The organism is Stenotrophomonas muris (genome assembly GCF_052751275.1).
Window position 1 is genome coordinate 1,036,754 of the sequence record NZ_CP199879.1, and the last position, 17,124, is coordinate 1,053,877.

Genomic DNA, 17,124 nt, shown 5'->3' on the forward strand with positions numbered 1-17,124 from the left:
GTTGCCTGGCAGCTGGCATCCCCATCCTTTGCGGCAGTCCCCCCCGCAAGAGATCGCCGCCATGTTGTTCACTCCCCACCGCTTGGGCGCCTTGACCCTGCCCAACCGCATCGTGATGCCGCCGATGACCCGCTCGCGTGCCGCCGACGGCAACGTCGCCACCGCGGACATGGCCGCCTACTACGCCCAACGCGCCAGTGCTGGCCTGATCGTCAGCGAAGGCACCCAGATCAGCCCGCAGGGCCAGGGCTATGCCTGGACCCCGGGCATCCACAGCCCGGAACAGGTGCAGGGCTGGCGCCGGGTGACCGATGCCGTGCATGCCGCTGGCGGCCGCATCTACGCCCAGCTGTGGCATGTGGGCCGGGTCTCGCACGTGGCCCTGCAGCCGGGTGGTGCCGCACCGGTGTCGTCGTCGGCGCTGCTGGCCGAAGGCGTGAAGGTGTTTGTCGACCCTGCAGGCGCTGGCCCGGAAGCGGGCGTGGGCGAGATGATCCAGCACTCGATGCCGCGCGCGCTGCGCGAAGACGAGATTCCGGGCATCGTCGCCGACTATGCACAGGCCACCCGCAATGCACTGGCCGCCGGCTTCGATGGCGTGGAGCTGCACGGGGCCAATGGCTACCTGATCAACCAGTTCATCGACTCGCAGGCCAACCGGCGCACCGACGGCTATGGCGGCGCGTTGCAGAACCGGCTGCGGTTCCTGCGCGAGGTCGTGCAGGCGGTGACGGCCGTAGCCGGTGGTGACCGCGTCGGTGTCCGTCTGGCGCCGCTGACGACGTTGCAGGGCGCGGTGGACGATACGCCACAGGCGACCTATCTGGCCGCGGCGCACCTGCTGGGTGAGCTGGGCGTGGGCTACCTGCACATCGCCGAAGCCGACTGGGACGATGCACCGCTGATGCCGGTGGCGTTCAAGCAGGCGCTGCGCATGGTCTACCCGGGTACGCTGATCTACGCCGGCAAGTACACCGCCGAACGCGCCGAGCAGGCACTGGCTGAAGGCTGGGCTGACCTGATCGGCTTCGGCCGGCCGTTCATCGCCAACCCGGACCTGCCGGAGCGACTGCGTACCGGTGCGGCGCTGAATCCGCCGGATCGTGCGACATTCTTTGGCGGTGGCGCGGCGGGCTTCACCGATTATCCGACGCTGGAAGAGAGCGTCGCGGCCTGATCCTGGACGCTGCCGGCCAGCGGCCGGCATTCCGATGTCGTATCGCCGATGGGTGGGTGCCGACCGTTGGTCGGCACTACCGGCATGGATCAGGGCTTGTCGCGCACCAGCGCGTCAGCCTCTATCACCCCGCCATCCTTTCCATGCAGGTACAGGTGCATGTCCTGCTGCGGATACGGGATGTTGATGCCGGCCTTGTCATAGCCCAGCTTCAGCTGCTCCAGCAGCGTGACCTTGGTACCGAACCAGTCGGCCGACTTCACGTAGCAGCGGATGCCCAGGTTGATGGCGTGCGCGCCCAGCTCATACACCACCACGTCCGGTGCCGGTGTCTGCAGCACGCGTGGGTCGGCCTTCATCAACGCCAGCGCGGTATCGCGCGCCAGCTGGATGTTGTCTTCATAGCCGATGCCGATCACCAGTTCGACGCGGCGGGTCGGTTCGGCGGTGAGGTTGATGATCGGTGCTGCGGTGATCAACGTGTTCGGAATGGTGGTGTGCTGGTTGTCGGCACCGGTGATGACGGTCTGGAAGATGCGCACTTCGCGCACCGTGCCGGTCTGTCCGGCCACGGTGACCACATCGCCCACGCGGAACGGTCGCAGCGTCACCAGCATCACGCCCGAGGCGATGTTGGACAGCGAATCCTTCAATGCCAGGCCGACGGCCAGGCCAGCGGTACCGAGCACGGCCAGCAACGGGGTGATCTGCACGCCCAGCGTGCCGATCGCCAGCACCACCACGATCACAAGCGATGCGGCATACACCACGTTGCGCAGGAAGCTGCCCAGCATCGGGTCCACGCCCATGCGAGCCGTAGCGCGCGGCATCGCGTTGGACAGGCGCCGTGCCACCCACAGGCCCACCAGCAGCACCACGATCGCGGCCAGCAACGGTACGCCGTAGGTTTCCAGCAGGCGCTCCCAGTTGAGCGAGTGGAACCAGGGCGTTGCGGCGGGGGCGGGTCGGGCGGCGGCGATCATGCGGGAGTTCCTTTGCTGCTGAGGGACAGGCGCGAGGTGCGCGTGGCGTGCACGGACGCCAGAAACAGCAAGCCCCGCAGAGGCGGGGCTTGCGTGCGGCAGCAGTATGTGCGGACGTCGATGAAAGCGACGTCAGCCCATTACGGCATCAGCCGTTGGCCTTCAGCTTGGCCAGGCGCAGCCAGGTATCGACCACGGTGTCCGGGTTCAGCGACACCGACTCGATGCCTTCCTGCATCAGCCATTCGGCCAGATCCGGGTGATCGGACGGGCCCTGGCCGCAGATGCCGACGTACTTGCCCTTGGCGCGTGCGGCCTTGATCGCCATCGACAGCAGCTTCTTCACTGCCGGGTTCCGTTCGTCGAACAGGTGCGCGACGATCGACGAGTCGCGGTCCAGGCCCAGGCTGAGCTGGGTCAGGTCGTTGGAGCCGATCGAGAAGCCGTCGAAGATCTCCAGGAACTCATCGGCGAGCAGTGCGTTGGACGGCACTTCGCACATCATGATGATCTTCAGGCCGTTCTCGCCCTGCTTCAGGCCGTTCTGTTCCAGCACCTCGACGACCTTGCGGCCTTCTTCCAGGGTGCGCACGAACGGAATCATGACCCACAGGTTGTCCAGGCCCATTTCGTTGCGCACGCGCAGCACGGCCTTGCACTCCAGCGCAAAGGCGGCCGAGAAGCTCGGGTCGACGTAACGGCTGGCGCCGCGGAAGCCGATCATCGGGTTTTCTTCGTGCGGCTCGTAGTTGCTGCCGCCGATCAGGTTGGCGTACTCGTTGGACTTGAAGTCCGACAGGCGCACGATCACCGGGTTCGGTGCAACCGAGGCGGTGAGCGTGGCGATGCCTTCGGCCAGGCGGTCCACGTAGAAGCTGACAGGATCACCGTAGCCGGCGATCTTCTCGTCGATCTTCTTCTTGGTCGCCGCATCCTGGCGGTCGTATTCCAGCAGCGCGTTCGGATGGATGCCGATGTGGCTGGCGATGATCATTTCCAGGCGGGCCAGGCCGATGCCGGCGTTCGGCAGCTGGCCGAAGTCGAAGGCACGTTCCGGGTTGGCCACGTTCATCATGATCTTCAGCGGTGCCGGCGGCATGTTGCCCAGATCGGTGGTGGTGCGCTCGAAGCCGAGCTTTCCTTCGTAGATGAAGCCGGTATCGCCTTCAGCGCAGCTGACGGTGACCAGCTGGCCATCTTCGATCACCTTGGTGGCGTTGCCCGAACCGACCACGGCCGGCACGCCCAGCTCGCGCGCGATGATCGCGGCGTGGCAGGTACGGCCGCCACGGTTGGTGACGATGGCCGAAGCGCGCTTCATCACCGGTTCCCAATCGGGATCGGTCATGTCGGCGATCAGTACGTCGCCCGGCTGCACGCGGTTCATGTCGTCCAGCGTCTTCACCACGCGGGCCACGCCCGAGCCGATCTTGGCGCCGACGGCGCGGCCTTCGGCCAGCACGTTGCCGCCCTTCTCGGTCAGCGCGAAGCGCTCGATCTGGGTGGCGTGGCTGCGCGACTTCACCGTTTCCGGGCGCGCCTGCACGATGAACAGCTTGCCGCTGACACCGTCCTTGGCCCACTCGATGTCCATCGGGCGGCCGTAGTGCTCTTCGATGACCAGCGCCTGCTTGGACAGTTCCTGCACGTCCTCGTCGCTGATCGAGAAGGTGTTGCGCAGCTCGGCCGGGGTGTCCTCGATCCTGACGCGCTCACCCGGAACATCGGAATACACCATGCGGATCGCCTTGCTGCCGAGCGAGCGGCGCAGGATCGCCGGCTTGCCGGCCTGCAGGGTGGGCTTGTAGACGTAGTACTCGTCGGGATTGACCGCGCCCTGCACGACCATTTCGCCCAGGCCGAACGAAGAGGTGACGAACACCACGTCGCGGAAGCCGGACTCGGTGTCCAGGGTGAACAGCACGCCGGACGAACCGACGCCCGAACGCACCATCAGCTGCACGCCGGCGGACAGGAACACATCCTCATGCTTGAAGCCGTGGTGCACGCGGTAGGCGATGGCGCGGTCGTTGTACAGCGAGGCGAACACTTCCTTGACCTTGTGCACGACATCGTCGGCACCGGTGACGTTGAGGAAGGTTTCCTGCTGGCCGGCGAAGGAGGCATCCGGCAGATCCTCGGCGGTGGCCGAGGAACGCACGGCCACGGCCACATCGCCGCCGCCGTTGTCGGCGCTCAGCTTGGCGTAAGCGGTGCGGATGTCCTGGTCCAGCTGCGGCTGCAGCGGCGCATCGATCACCCAGCTGCGGATTTCCTTGCCGGCGGCGGTCAGCGCGTTGACGTCCTCGACGTCCAGCGTGGCCAGCCTGTCGAAGATGCGCTTGGACAGATCGTTGTGCGCAATGAAGTCCTTGAAGGCTTCAGCGGTGGTGGCATAACCGCCCGGCACCGAAACGCCCAGACCGGCCAGGTTGCCGATCATCTCGCCCAGCGACGAATTCTTGCCGCCTACGCGGGCCAGATCGGCCAGACGCAGTTCGTGCAACCACAGGATGTTCTCGTTCAAGCGCGATGCTCCGTTTGGCCATCGCCCGAGGCGGGCTGAGTGGCCGCGTCCGTAGGAAGAAGCCGATATGATGCCGGGCAGAGCACCGTCGGCACAAGCTTGTGCTGGCGGCCTTTTTAAGCTTCGTAGGGGGTAAAAGCGCGCATGTCGACCATCCGTCCGGTGTTCTACGTTTCCGATGGAACCGGTATCACCGCTGAAACCATTGGGCATAGCCTGCTGACCCAGTTCTCCGGGTTCAGCTTCATTACCGACCGCATGTCGTTTGTCGACGACCCCGAAAAGGCGCGTGAAGCCTGTGCCCGGATCCAGGCGGCAGGGGAGCGCTACCAGGTCCGGCCGATCGTGGTGAACTCCTGCGTGGACCAGAGCCTGAGCCTGATCCTGGCCGACAGCGGGGCGCTGATGCTGGATGTGTTCGCGCCGTTCATCGAGCCGCTGGAGCGTGAACTGGCCAGCCCGCGCCTGGCCCGGGTCGGCCAGGCCCACGGCATGGTCGATTTCGATACCTACCACCGTCGCATCAACGCGATGAACTTCGCCCTGACCCATGACGACGGCATCGCGGTGAACTACGACGATGCCGACGTGATCCTGGTGGCGGTGTCGCGCGCGGGCAAGACGCCGACCTGCATCTACCTGGCCCTGCATTACGGGGTACGCGCGGCCAACTACCCGCTGACCGACGAAGACCTGGAAAGCGATCGCCTGCCGCCGCGACTGCGCAATTACCGGCGCAAGCTGTTCGGCCTGACCATCGATCCGGACCGGCTGCAGCAGATCCGCCAGGAGCGCCGTCCGAACTCGCGCTACGCCAACCTGGAGACCTGCAAGCGCGAGGTGGCTGCGGCCGAGACCATGTTCCGCATGGAGCGGATCCCGACCCTGAGCACCACGCATACCTCGATCGAGGAGATTTCCAGCAAGGTGCTGGCCACGCTGGGGCTGCAGCGCGAGCTGTATTGAGCCTTTCCGGCGCGCCGCACTTCGCCCTGTAGAGCCGAGCCCACGCTCGGCTGGGCCGCCGGGTTCTTCCCGAACAGCAGCCGAGCATGGGCTCGGCTCTACACGGGGATCGTCGTTGTCGGGTTGGCCGTGGCTTGAGGCGCCCCCACGTTGAAGCACCAACGTGTAGGATCGACCCATGGCCCAAGCCTCGCCCCGCACCGAACGCATTCCCCGCCTGAGCCGGTTGAGCTGGCTCATGGGCCTGTACGCGGAGAACTACCGCCATCTGGTGCGCCTTTTCGAACCGGCCGGATTGGTGGCGGGCAGCTACATTTCCTCGATCGGCGACGGCCTGGACGTACGCCTGGACGTGATCGAGTGCCACCGCTACACGGTGGAACTGCGCCTGACCTACGACCTGGCCGACCCGGTCACCGGTGAGCCGGATCCCTCGGCGTATGTGCGCCTTTACCGTGACGCACGCCAGGCCGAGACCACCCATTGCTACGTCGGCCGCCGCTGGCAGGACACGATGGGCCTGTACCCGCCGCCGGCCGAGCTGATCAGCCACCGCATGCGGATGAACACCTTCCTCGGCAAGTGGCTGGAATACCTGGCTGAGCGCGGTCACGGCGTGGCCACCCTGCGCCGCGATCCCGATGGCGCAGGCACACTCGCCGAGCGCCGCCTGTCGCTGGTGCGCTGATCGGCCATAATCCACGGCTGACCTGCCGCTGGATGCCGCCCATGCCGTACACCCCGATCGTCGCCACCCTGGGCTACGTGCTGTCGCCTGATCGTCGCCAGGTGCTGATGATCCATCGCAACACCCGTCCGGGTGACCACCACCTGGGCAAGTACAACGGGCTGGGCGGCAAGATCGAAGCGGACGAGGACGTGGCAGCCAGCATGCGTCGCGAGATCGCCGAGGAAGCCGGCATCGACTGCACCGGCATGCGCCTGCGCGGCACCCTCAGCTGGCCGGGCTTCGGCAAGCACGGTGAAGACTGGCTGGGCTTCGTGTTCGTCATCGACACTTTCGAAGGCACCCCGCACGGCGGCAACCACGAGGGCACGCTGGAGTGGGTGGACCTGGACAAGCTGGACACGCTGCCGATGTGGGAGGGCGACCGCAACTTCCTGCCGCTGGTGTTCGACGCCGACCCGCGCCCGTTCCACGGCGTGATGCCGTACAAGGACGGCCGCATGGTCAGTTGGTCCTACAGCCGGCTGTGAGGTGACGAATCGGGTGGGTGCCAACCTTGGTTGGCACGCTCTTCTGGCAAATTAATACCCGGACAATATTGACTCGGTGAAATTACCCGGGCAATATTCACGCATCGCCTCTGATGCCATTGCCATGCCTGTGTCCCGACTTCCTCCCTTCAGCTGTTTCGACGGCCATCGCCTGGTCGCTTCCGGCACGCCGGAAGTGGCAGCGCTGGCGTTGAAACAACTGCGTGCCGACAACGCAGCCGGTCCGCTGCTGGTGTTCGACAACGCCAGCGGGCGAACCCGCGATTTCGACACGCGCGGCAGCGACACAGAGCTGCTGGCACGGGTGACCGAAGCGTTTCCCTCCGCCGTGGAGGCGGATGCCGACGTCACTACCGGAGAGGCGCCCGCAACCCCGCGTGGCCGTGGCCGCCCCAGACTGGGCGTGGTCGCCCGCGAAGTGACGCTGCTGCCGCGGCATTGGGCGTGGTTGGCCGAACAGCCGGGTGGGGCTTCGGTGGTGCTGCGCAGGCTGGTGGAAGCGGCCAGCCGTGCCGGTGCCGACGAGGATCGGCAGCGCCGCCACAGCGAGCGTACCTATCACTTCCTGCAGGCCATCGCCGGTGACCTGCCGGGCTTCGAGGAGGCCATTCGGGTGCTGTTCGCGCATGACCGCGCGGGCCTGGAAGCGGCGCTGCATTCCTGGCCCAGGGATGTGCGCGACCACGCCCTGCGGCTGGCGTTCGAAGACGCTGACGGCTGAGCCATCGCGCCGTTGCTGAGCGACGGCGTCATCTGATCGCGGGCCGCGGCCCGCTTCCCCTGTGCTTGCTTTGCTGGCGGAAACGCCGGGCAAGGCGGCGCCTTGCCCAGAGAATCCCATGAGCCCCCCTGTACATCCGACACCTCCGGCAGCACCCCCGCTGTGGCGCACCTACCTGACGCTGCTGCTGCCGATGCTGCTGACCAATGCGTTGCAGCTGGCCGCAGGCACGCTGGACAACATCTATCTCGGCCACCTGCTTGGCACACAGGCGGTGGCTGCGGCCGCGGCGTTCTTCCCGGTCTTTTTCCTGCTGCTGGCCCTGGTGATGGGCCTGGCCACGGGCGCGATGGTGCTGATCGGCCAGGCCTGGGGCGCGGGCCGCCCGCAACAGGCGCGCGCGGTGGCCGGCAGCGCGGTGGCGCTGATCCTGCTGTTGTCGGTGCTGGTGATGGCCCTGGGCGGCGGTTTCGCGCCACAGCTGCTGGCGGCACTGGGCACGCCGGCAGCGATCCTCGGCGAGTCCATCGTGTACGCGCGCGTGCTGTTGCTGGCGGCTCCGGTGTTCTTCCTACTGTGGCTGGCCACTGCCGTGAGCCGCGCGGTGGGCGATGCAAAGACGCCGCTGCAGGCGCTGCTGCTGGCCACGGTGGTCGGCCTGCTGTGCACGCCGCTGCTGATCCTGGGCTGGGCCGGCCTGCCGCGGCTGGGGTCGGCCAGTGCGGCTGTATCGGCGGCGTTTGCCTCATTGTTGGCCTTGGGCTGGTTGCTGTGGCGCTGGCAGCGGGTAGGACATCCCCTGGCGCCACGGCGCGAGCTGCTGCGTGCCATCCGTTTCGATGGCGCGCTCATCCGTGCGATGCTGCGCATCGGCGTACCGTCTTCGCTGCAGATGCTCAGCCTGGCCATTGCCGAGATCGTATTGCTGGGCTGGATCAACCGCTACGGCTACACGGCCACGGCGGCCTACGGTGCGGTCAACCAGTTGATGAGCTGGGTGCAGCTGCCGGCCATGTCACTGGGCATTACCGCCACCATCCTCGCGGCGCATGCGATGGGCGCGGGGCGTACGGCACGGCTGCCCGGCATCGCCCGCACCGGCGTGCTGCTTGGACTGGCGATGCTGAGTGCAGTGGTGCTGCTGGTGATGGCGCTTGCGCCCTGGCTGACCGGCCTGATCCTGGTGGCTGCCGAAGCGCGTGAACTGGCGACGCTGCAGTTGCGCACGGTGGCATGGGGCGTGCTGGCGATGGGCGGCAGCACCGTGCTGGTAGGAGTGATGCGCGGCAGTGGCACGGTATGGCGGCCAGCGCTGCTGGGCATGGCGGCGGTATTGCTGCTGGAGCTGCCGCTGGCGATGTGGATGCAGGCGCAGCACGGGCTGGCCGGCGTGTGGTGGGCGTGGCCGCTGGGGTTGCTGGCGATGCTGGTGATGCAGGTGTTCTGTTTCGAGCGCTGGCGGCGGGTGCAGGCTGGGTAGTGCCGGCCGCTGGCCGGCAACGCGGAACGGTCGGGGCAGCCGGCCAGCGGCCGGCTCTACCACTTCAGGGCCGCTGCGCCAGCGGCAGATGGAAGCATCCGGCATCATCGCCGCCCGTCACCAGGAATCGGACGCGGCGGCGGCGGGCCCGCCGGTGACCATAGCGCCGACTCTGCGGCTTGGGAAGTAGGGAAACCCCGCGGAAGAGTGATGAGGAAATGTCCACCGTCGCAGTCGGTGAGATCTGGTTGTCCACAGGGGGTGTGGATTACGCGTGGGCAACTTTGTGGATAAGCCCCGACAGGCGCCACCCCCCTAGGCTGTCAAGATGGGTGGCGAAAAATTCACCGCCGGTGACGACGGGTGAGGGGGCGGTGAAGGATCGGCTGAGCCAGCGCTGTCGCCAGCGGCGGCGCTCGCGGTAACCTGTGGGCCTTGATGCTCCGTGAGACCCCATGAAACGTCACTTCTCGATGCTGCGCGAATTCCAGCTGGCCGACTGGTTCACCCTGGCCAATGCTTTCTGCGGCACCGGTGCGGTCTTTGCCGCGATGCGCTTCCTGCAGGACGGCGAGCGCGGCTATCTGCTGTTCGGCATGGCGCTGATCCCGCTGGCCTTCATCTTCGACGCCCTCGACGGGCGCATCGCGCGCTGGCGCAAGTCCAGCTCCACCCTGGGCCGCGAGCTGGACTCGCTGTCCGACGTGATCTCCTTCGGCGTGGCGCCGGCGGCGCTGGCCTATGCCTGCGGCATGCAGGGCGGATGGGACTGGCTGGTGCTGAGCTACTTCGTCTGCTGCGGCGTCAGCCGCCTGGCACGCTACAACGTCACTGCCGAGGCGCTCGCCGGCGACGAGGGCAAGGTCACGTATTTCGAGGGCACCCCGATCCCGACCAGCCTGGTGCTGGTGATCGCACTGGCGATTGCCGCCGGCACCGATGCCATCGGCCAGAACATCTGGTTCGGCCAGTGGCAGATCGGCCCGTGGCAGCTGCACCCGATGGTGCTGTTGTTCGCCCTGTCCGGGTCGCTGATGATCAGCAAGACCCTGCGTATTCCCAAGCCATGAGCCAGCCCTGCGGAGGCCTGCGATGACCAGCTCGGCCCACGACACCGGCAGCAGCGATTTCGAAACCCTGGCCCGGCAGTATTTCGGCGCCTGGGGCGATGCCCTGCGCCATGCGAGCACGCCCGGCGCACCCGCCGGTGACGATCCCGGCAGTTGGCAGCGGTTGTTCGACTGGTGGGGCCAGCTGTTGCCCGAGCAGGCGCAGGGCGCGCCGGAAGATGCCGTGCGCCGGTTCCGCGAACAGGCGGGCAGCTGGTACGGCACCATGCAGGAGGTCGCCGCACGGTTTGCGGGCCGCGACGCCAGCAGTGCCGATGTGGCCCAGGCCTGGCGCGAGGCGGTGCAGGGGCAGGGCGACGGCATGCTCCAGTGGATGCTGCAGGGCGCCCGTGGCAGCACGCACGCCGGCGCCGCGATACCCGAATTCGCCGCCTGGCTGCAGCAGTTCCAGCTGCAGGCGGGCCCGTGGCTGCAGAGCCCGGCATTCGGCCCCGGCCGCGAGCACCAGGCGCGCTGGCAGGCCCTGCTGCGTGCGCAGGAGGAATACCAGCAGCATTCGCGCGCCTATGTCGATCAGATCAAGCAGGCACTGGACGAAGCCTTTGCGCTGTTCGAGCAGCGCCTGGCCGAGCACGAACAGCCCGGCAGCCAGCTGACCAGCGCCCGCGCGATGTTCGACCTGTGGATCGAAGTTGCCGAGGAGGCCTACGCCAAGGTCGCCATGTCCGAACCGTTCCAGCAGGTGTACGCCTCGCTGGGCAACGCGCAGATGCGCCTGCGCGCCGGCCTGCAGCGGGAGGTGGAACAGATGAGTGAACGGATCGGCCTGCCCACCCGCAGCGAGATGGATGCCGCACACCGCCGCATCGCCGAGCTGGAGCGCAGCCTGCGCCGCCTGCAGGCGCAGGTGGCTGTGCTGGCCGGAACCGCTGAGGTCGATCCGGTGGCGCAGCCGGCGCCGGCGAAGGTGAAGCCAACTGCGCGCAAGGCCGCGAAGAAGGCCGCGCCGGCAAAGAAGGCGCCTGCGAAGAGGACATCTGCGAAGAAGGCCGCACCTCGCACTTCCGCTCGGGCGCGTGACCGATGAAGGGACCATTGGGCTTCAACGCCGATGACCTGATGCAGGAGAGCCTGGCCATGCAGCGCAAGCTGATGGAAGGGCTGAAGCTGCTGCCGCAGGTGGAAGACGTGGACTATGGCGTGACCGCGCGCGAGGAAGTCTGGCGCGACGGCAAGGTGGTGCTGTATCGCTTCGTCGGTGAGCAGGCGCCGACCCGGCGCACGCCGCTGCTGATCGTCTACGCGCTGGTCAACCGGCCGTACATGGTCGACCTGCAGGCCGACCGTTCGCTGGTGCAGAAGCTGCTGGCGCTGGGCCAGGACGTGTACGTGCTGGACTGGGGCTACCCGGACCGGTCCGAACGCTTCCAGACCCTGGAGGACTACCTGCTGCGCTACATCGACGGAGCGGTCGATGCGCTGCGCGTGCGCAGTGGTGGCCCGGTCGACCTGCTCGGCATCTGCCAGGGCGGCGTGTTCGCGCTGTGCTACGCAGCGTTGCGCCAACAGAAGCTGGGCAAGCTGATCACCATGGTCACCCCGGTCGATTTCCAGACCGCCGACAACATGCTCTCGCACTGGGCGCGGCAGGTGGACGTGGACCTGCTGGTCGATACGCTGGGCAACATCCCGGCCGACCTGATGAACGCCAGCTACCTGATGCTCAAGCCGTTCCGCCTGAACGTGCAGAAGTACGTCGGCCTGCTCGACATCCTCGATGACAAGGCGGCGCTGGAGGACTTCCTGCGCATGGAGAAGTGGATCTTCGATTCGCCGGACCTGGCGGGCGAGGCGTTCCGCGATTTCATCAAGCAGTTCTACCAGGCCAATGGCCTGATGAAGGGCACGGTAAGGATCGGCGAGGAAGCAGTGGACCTGTCGCAGGTGACGCTGCCGGTGCTGAACATCTACGCCGAGCAGGATCATCTGGTGCCGCCGGACGCCTCGCGCGCGATGCGCGGGCGCCTGGGCACGGACGACTACACCGAGTCCAGCTTCCGCGGTGGCCATATCGGCATCTACGTGTCCGGGCGCGCGCAGCGCGAAGTGCCGGCCACGATCGATGGTTGGCTGAAGGCGCGCGACCTGTAGAGTCGAGCCCTGCTCGACTGACTTGGAGGGATGATGACGTACCGGGTTTTGTTGATTCTTGCGGTACTGCTGGCAGCGCCCCTTGCCCAGGCCGCACCCAGTGCGGATGCACGGCGGGAGATCGCCCAGTTGATCGCCAGCCTGGACGGCTCCCAGTGCCGGTTCCAGCGCAATGGCAGCTGGTACGACGGCGGCGATGCGCGCGCGCATCTGCAGCGCAAGTACGACTATCTGCTGAAGAAGGACATGGTGGACAGCGCCGAGCAGTTCATCGAGCGCGCCGCCAGCCAGAGCAGCATGAGCGGCAAACCCTATCGCATCCAGTGCCCGGGGCAGCCTGAACAGACCGCAGCCGCCTGGTTCGGTGCGCGCCTGCAGGCGCTGCGTCACCGCACGCCGTAGACATGGGCAGGGTGTAGAGTCGAGCCACGCTCGACTGCCCTGTCCGTTGCCCGGAGCCGCCGCCATGAACACCACGCCCAAGACACTGTCGCGTTCATTGAACGACCGCATGATCGCCGGCGTGATGGGTGGCATTGCCCATCGCTTCGGCTGGAATGCCACCCTTCTGCGGGTGGTCTACGTGCTGCTGTCGCTGGCCTCGGCGGCCTTCCCCGGCATCCTGGTCTACCTGATCCTGTGGCTGCTGATGCCGAACGAGGCCGATTGAACACCGCCTCCCGGCCTTGGCCGATCTGGCTGCGCGCGCTGCAGGTGCTGGGCGCGGTGTGGACCCTGCCCAACACCCTGATCGGCCTGATGGGTGGGCTGGCCGGCATGCTCGGCGGCGCGACATTGCGCTGGAGCCGGCGTGACTGCGCGCTGGTGTTCGACCGCTGGCCGTGGGGGCCGGGTGGGGCGATCACCTTGGGCAATGTGATCCTGCACACGGGCCACGATCTTGGCATTTCCTGCCGGACCTACGCGCATCAGGCGGGGTGGGGCGTGGAGCCGCTGATCCGGCTGGACGACCATGAGCGTGCGCATGTCTACCAGTACATGGTGCTGGGGCCGCTGTACCTGCCGGTGTACCTGCTGTGTGGCGGGGTGAGTGCGCGCAATCCGTTCGAGCGGGCGGCCGATCATTTCGCCCGGTTCGGGCACGGCTGGTGGCCGTAGTTTCCAGCCAACGGCGCAGCCCCTCGTGGCTTGGTCGCGGAATGCCTGCTTCCTGGGGGCTGGCCGGGTGGGTGGGGCCAGCGCGGACGCCGTGAACCCATCCATGGGGGCTTGGCCGCGGCTTGCACGTGTGCGCTGTCCTGCGCACACGGCAAGACCGGGGTTGGGCGTCCTGCCCAACCCGTCGGGCGCATGCGCCCGACCCATGCCGCAGATACCCCGCCACCCCCACCCACCCGGCCGCTGACAGATTCCGTGCGCGTCCAGCCACGGAAGAGATAAAGAACAGCAGAAGCGGGTCGCGCGCTGCGCTTGCTCGTGTAGAGCCGAGCCTGCGCTCGGCTTCGCGGACTGGCCTGAAAGCAGCCGAGCGTGGGCTCGGCTCTACAAAAAGCGGCCAGGCAAGCTGTTTTTGCTTTTGATCTTCTTTTTTCTTTTCCGTGGCTGGACGTGCCCGAAAAACTGTCAGGGGCCGGGCGAGGTGGGTGCGCGGCCCAATCACATGAAACGCGTTACACGACCACCCACGAGGGGCTGCGCCGTTGGCGGGAATCCCCCACGGATTGGTTAGCCGGAAGTTAAGGATCCGTAAGCATTCTGCTGCGATCCCGCAGTCATCTGCATGCAACCGATCGTCATTAGCCTTCGTGACGTTCCAGTCAGGTTCGACGCGGTAAGCTCTCCCCCGATGAGCTCGCAGCATCGCTCATCGAGTGCAGTACGCAGTAGCAATTTGGAGGAATACATCACATGGCAATCGTTCTTTATGTCGGTGGTAGCAAGGATGGCGAGAAGGGCGTGGTGCCCTACGGCTTCAGCAAATCCCGCGCCGACACCGCGCTGGGGCCGGAGTTCTACACGGAGCGGTTCATGGAACTGCAGGGTGTCGGCAAGGTCCGCCTGATGGCCCTGGAAGGCATGCGTGACGAGATCGTCATGCAGCGCGCCGCCCGCCACTACCGCTGACCTACGCAACACGCGGCAGGGCGCGCCCACCATCGCGCGCCCGCGCCGGCATCCCAGCCCCGGGCCAGTCCGGGCCCGCTCTTTGCCAGGATGCCGGCGTCCACTCCGGCTACGCCGCTGAACCCCGTCCCCTGTCAATGCCTTGTCCGGCTCCGTCGTCGGTTGCCAGAATGGGGTCTTCCCGTAACGCGGCTCAGACCTGAAGCAATGCACGACGCCAAGAACGCCCAGAGCGCGCTCGCCCAGCAGATCGCCCAGACCATCGCCGACGAGATCGGTGCCCAGTCCGCCCAGGTACGCGCCGCCGTCGGCCTGCTCGACGAGGGCGCCAGCGTTCCGTTCATCGCGCGCTACCGCAAGGAAGTGACCGGTGGCCTGGACGACACCCAGCTGCGCAACCTGGAAACCCGGCTGACCTACCTGCGCGAGCTGGAGGACCGCCGTGCGGCGGTGCTGGCCAGCATCGGCGAGCAGGGCAAGCTCAGCGACGAGCTGCGCAATGACATCCTGGCCGCCGATACCAAGAGCCGGCTGGAAGACCTGTACCTGCCTTACAAGCCCAAGCGACGTACCCGCGCCCAGATCGCCCGCGAGGCCGGTCTGGAGCCGCTGGCCGATGGCCTGCTGGCCGATCCGACGCAGGACCCGCAGACGTTCGCGGCCACCTTCGTCGATACCGACAAGGGTGTGGCCGACACCAAGGCCGCGCTGGAAGGCGCCCGCGCGATCCTGATGGAGCGCTGGGGCGAAGATGCCGCGTTGGTTGGCGAGCTGCGCACCTGGCTGGGCGAGACCGGCGTGATCCGTGCCCGCGTGGCCGAGGGCAAGGAAACCGAAGGCGCCAAGTACCGCGACTATTTCGAACATGCCGAATCTCTGGCGAAGATTCCCTCGCACCGGTTGCTGGCGCTGTTCCGCGCGCGCCGCGAAGAGATCCTGTTCCTGGAACTGGACCCGGGCAGCGATGCCGAAGCGGGCCACCAGTACGCCGAGGGTCGGGTGGCACGCAAGGCCGGCATCGCCGACCGGGGGCGTGCCGCCGACCGCTGGCTGCTGGATGCCTGCCGCCTGACCTGGCGCGCCAAGCTGCACACCCATCTTCTGCTGGACCTGTTCAACCAGGCCCGCGAAAAGGCCGAAGCCGAAGCCATCGCGGTGTTCGGCGACAACCTGAAGGACCTGCTGCTGGCCGCACCGGCCGGCCCGAAGACTGTGCTGGGCCTGGACCCTGGCATCCGTACTGGCTGCAAAATTGCCGTGGTCGATGCCACCGGCAAGCTGGTCGCCACCGACACCATCTACCCGCACGAACCGCGCCGCCAGTGGGAGCAGTCGGTGCAGACGATCAAGCAGCTGTGCGCCAAGCACAACGTGGAGCTGATCGCGATCGGCAATGGCACCGCCAGCCGCGAAACCGACAAGCTGGCCGGCGAAGCGATCAAGGCTGCCGCCAACCCGAAGCTGCAGAAGGTCGTGGTCAGCGAGGCGGGCGCCTCGGTGTACTCGGCCTCCGAGTTCGCGGCCAAGGAGTTCCCGGGGCTGGACGTGTCGCTGCGTGGCGCGGTATCGATCGCTCGTCGCCTGCAGGACCCGCTGGCCGAACTGGTCAAGATCGAACCCAAGGCGATCGGTGTCGGCCAGTACCAGCACGACGTGGACCAGTACCGCCTGGCGCGGGCGCTGGACGCGCGCGTGGAGGACTGCGTGAACGCGGTCGGCGTGTATGTGAACACCGCCTCGGCCGCGCTGCTGTCCCGGGTGTCCGGCCTGTCGGCCACGGTGGCCGAGAACATCGTGCGCCATCGCGACGACAACGGCCCGTTCAAGCGCCGCAAGGACCTGCTGAAGGTCGCGCGCCTGGGCGAGAAGACCTTCGAGCAGTGCGCCGGCTTCCTGCGCATCGCCGATGGCGACCAGCCGCTGGACGCCTCGGCGGTACACCCTGAAGCCTATCCGGTGGTTGAGCGCATCGTGGCCAGCACCGCGCGCCCGATCAAGGCGCTGATCGGTGACGGCAGCTTCCTGCGTGGCCTGAAGGCAGAACAGTTCACCGACGACACCTTTGGCGTCCCGACCGTGCGCGACATCCTGAAGGAACTGGAAAAGCCGGGCCGCGACCCGCGCCCGGAGTTCAAGGCGGCGCGCTTCGCCGAGGGCGTCGAGGACATCAAGGACCTGCGCGAGGGCATGGTGCTGGAGGGCGTGGTCAGCAACGTGGCCGCCTTCGGGGCCTTTGTCGATATCGGCGTGCACCAGGACGGCCTGATCCACATCTCGGCGCTCGCCGATACCTTCGTGAAGGACCCGCGCGACGTGGTCAAGGCCGGTGACATCGTCAAGGTGAAGGTGCTGGAGGTGGACGTGGCGCGCAAGCGCATCGCCCTGACCCGGCGCCTGGACGATACCCCGGGCCAGGCCACCAGCCGCCCGGGCCAGCGCGATGAGCGGGGCCAGGGCCAAGGGCCGCGCCGTGACGCTGGCGGCCAGAACCGTGGACCGAACCGCGGCCAGGGCGCTGGCGGCCGTCCGGCCCAGTCTGCGCCGCCGGCCAACAATGCCCTGGCCGAGGCCTTTGCCCGGGCCAAGCGCAGCTGAGGATCGTGCCCCCCGTCACGGTTGATCCGGGTCGGGGGACTTGTCGGTTTTCCCCGTGATTGCGCACACTTGCGCCTGAGGGGGGCGTTTGGCCTCCCCGCTGTCGCTGGGGAGGACCATGACGCCAGCA

At 67.2% G+C, this 17,124-nt stretch carries 16 protein-coding genes; 14 read left to right on the forward strand and 2 right to left on the reverse strand.

The features are described 5' to 3' along the window. The first annotated feature begins 61 nt into the window (after window positions 1–61). Window positions 62–1,177 carry an alkene reductase gene (locus ACUVWL_RS04600; RefSeq protein WP_014647555.1) on the forward strand — a complete coding sequence of 372 codons (1,116 nt, stop codon included), beginning with the start codon at window positions 62–64 and terminating at the stop codon, window positions 1,175–1,177. Between the two features lie 89 nt (window positions 1,178–1,266). On the opposite strand, the gene ACUVWL_RS04605 is transcribed toward ACUVWL_RS04600, so the two are convergent. Both ACUVWL_RS04605 and ppsA read right to left on the reverse strand, forming a co-directional pair. Beyond that, window positions 1,267–2,160 (reverse strand): mechanosensitive ion channel family protein, encoded by an 894-nt coding sequence (locus ACUVWL_RS04605; protein WP_136191781.1) that lies wholly within the window; start codon window positions 2,158–2,160, stop codon window positions 1,267–1,269. Window positions 2,161–2,308: 148 nt separating this feature from the next. Next, the gene (gene ppsA, locus ACUVWL_RS04610; protein ID WP_445978862.1) at window positions 2,309–4,687 is read right to left on the reverse strand and encodes a phosphoenolpyruvate synthase; all 2,379 of its coding nucleotides are present in this window, start codon (window positions 4,685–4,687) and stop codon (window positions 2,309–2,311) included. Between the two features lie 144 nt (window positions 4,688–4,831). Between ppsA and ppsR the strand changes: the two genes are divergently transcribed. The 13 genes from ppsR to ACUVWL_RS04675 all read left to right on the forward strand — a co-directional run bounded on the left by ppsR (window position 4,832) and on the right by ACUVWL_RS04675 (window position 16,994). Next, window positions 4,832–5,653, forward strand: a complete 822-nt coding sequence (ppsR, locus tag ACUVWL_RS04615) for a posphoenolpyruvate synthetase regulatory kinase/phosphorylase PpsR (RefSeq protein WP_014647552.1) — start codon at window positions 4,832–4,834, stop codon at window positions 5,651–5,653. Window positions 5,654–5,831: 178 nt separating this feature from the next. Next, window positions 5,832–6,341, forward strand: a complete 510-nt coding sequence (locus ACUVWL_RS04620; protein ID WP_049444258.1) for a DUF1249 domain-containing protein — start codon at window positions 5,832–5,834, stop codon at window positions 6,339–6,341. A gap of 41 nt (window positions 6,342–6,382) precedes the next feature. Next, window positions 6,383–6,871, forward strand: coding sequence for an NUDIX hydrolase (locus ACUVWL_RS04625; protein WP_014647550.1), 489 nt, complete (start codon window positions 6,383–6,385; stop codon window positions 6,869–6,871). Between the two features lie 124 nt (window positions 6,872–6,995). Next, complete coding sequence (locus ACUVWL_RS04630) at window positions 6,996–7,613, forward strand: DUF2239 family protein (RefSeq protein WP_032956104.1); 618 nt, start codon at window positions 6,996–6,998, stop codon at window positions 7,611–7,613. A gap of 118 nt (window positions 7,614–7,731) precedes the next feature. After that, on the forward strand, window positions 7,732–9,093 hold the full coding sequence (locus ACUVWL_RS04635) for an MATE family efflux transporter (RefSeq protein WP_445978863.1): 1,362 nt from the start codon (window positions 7,732–7,734) through the stop codon (window positions 9,091–9,093). A 455-nt stretch (window positions 9,094–9,548) separates the two neighbouring features. Next, window positions 9,549–10,163 (forward strand): CDP-alcohol phosphatidyltransferase family protein, encoded by a 615-nt coding sequence (locus tag ACUVWL_RS04640; RefSeq protein WP_445978864.1) that lies wholly within the window; start codon window positions 9,549–9,551, stop codon window positions 10,161–10,163. Window positions 10,164–10,185: 22 nt separating this feature from the next. After that, the gene (gene phaE, locus ACUVWL_RS04645; RefSeq protein ID WP_445978865.1) at window positions 10,186–11,250 is read left to right on the forward strand and encodes a class III poly(R)-hydroxyalkanoic acid synthase subunit PhaE; all 1,065 of its coding nucleotides are present in this window, start codon (window positions 10,186–10,188) and stop codon (window positions 11,248–11,250) included. Continuing rightward, the gene (phaC, locus tag ACUVWL_RS04650; protein WP_046431281.1) at window positions 11,247–12,314 is read left to right on the forward strand and encodes a class III poly(R)-hydroxyalkanoic acid synthase subunit PhaC; all 1,068 of its coding nucleotides are present in this window, start codon (window positions 11,247–11,249) and stop codon (window positions 12,312–12,314) included. Before phaE ends, phaC begins: the two co-directional genes overlap by 4 nt. A gap of 33 nt (window positions 12,315–12,347) precedes the next feature. Next, window positions 12,348–12,716: a YfeK family protein gene (locus ACUVWL_RS04655; protein WP_032956112.1), complete on the forward strand. Its 369-nt coding sequence runs from the start codon at window positions 12,348–12,350 to the stop codon at window positions 12,714–12,716. A gap of 64 nt (window positions 12,717–12,780) precedes the next feature. Then, a complete protein-coding gene (locus tag ACUVWL_RS04660; RefSeq protein ID WP_014647543.1) occupies window positions 12,781–12,984 on the forward strand; it encodes a PspC domain-containing protein in 204 nt (67 codons plus the stop codon). Next, the gene (locus ACUVWL_RS04665) at window positions 12,981–13,433 is read left to right on the forward strand and encodes a hypothetical protein (RefSeq protein WP_049408098.1); all 453 of its coding nucleotides are present in this window, start codon (window positions 12,981–12,983) and stop codon (window positions 13,431–13,433) included. Before ACUVWL_RS04660 ends, ACUVWL_RS04665 begins: the two co-directional genes overlap by 4 nt. Before the next feature lie 750 nt (window positions 13,434–14,183). Next, entirely contained in the window at window positions 14,184–14,399 is a 216-nt protein-coding gene (locus ACUVWL_RS04670) for a hypothetical protein (RefSeq protein ID WP_005410085.1), read from the forward strand. A gap of 207 nt (window positions 14,400–14,606) precedes the next feature. Continuing rightward, window positions 14,607–16,994, forward strand: a complete 2,388-nt coding sequence (locus ACUVWL_RS04675; protein ID WP_100450266.1) for a Tex family protein — start codon at window positions 14,607–14,609, stop codon at window positions 16,992–16,994. The last annotated feature ends 130 nt before the right edge of the window (window positions 16,995–17,124 follow it).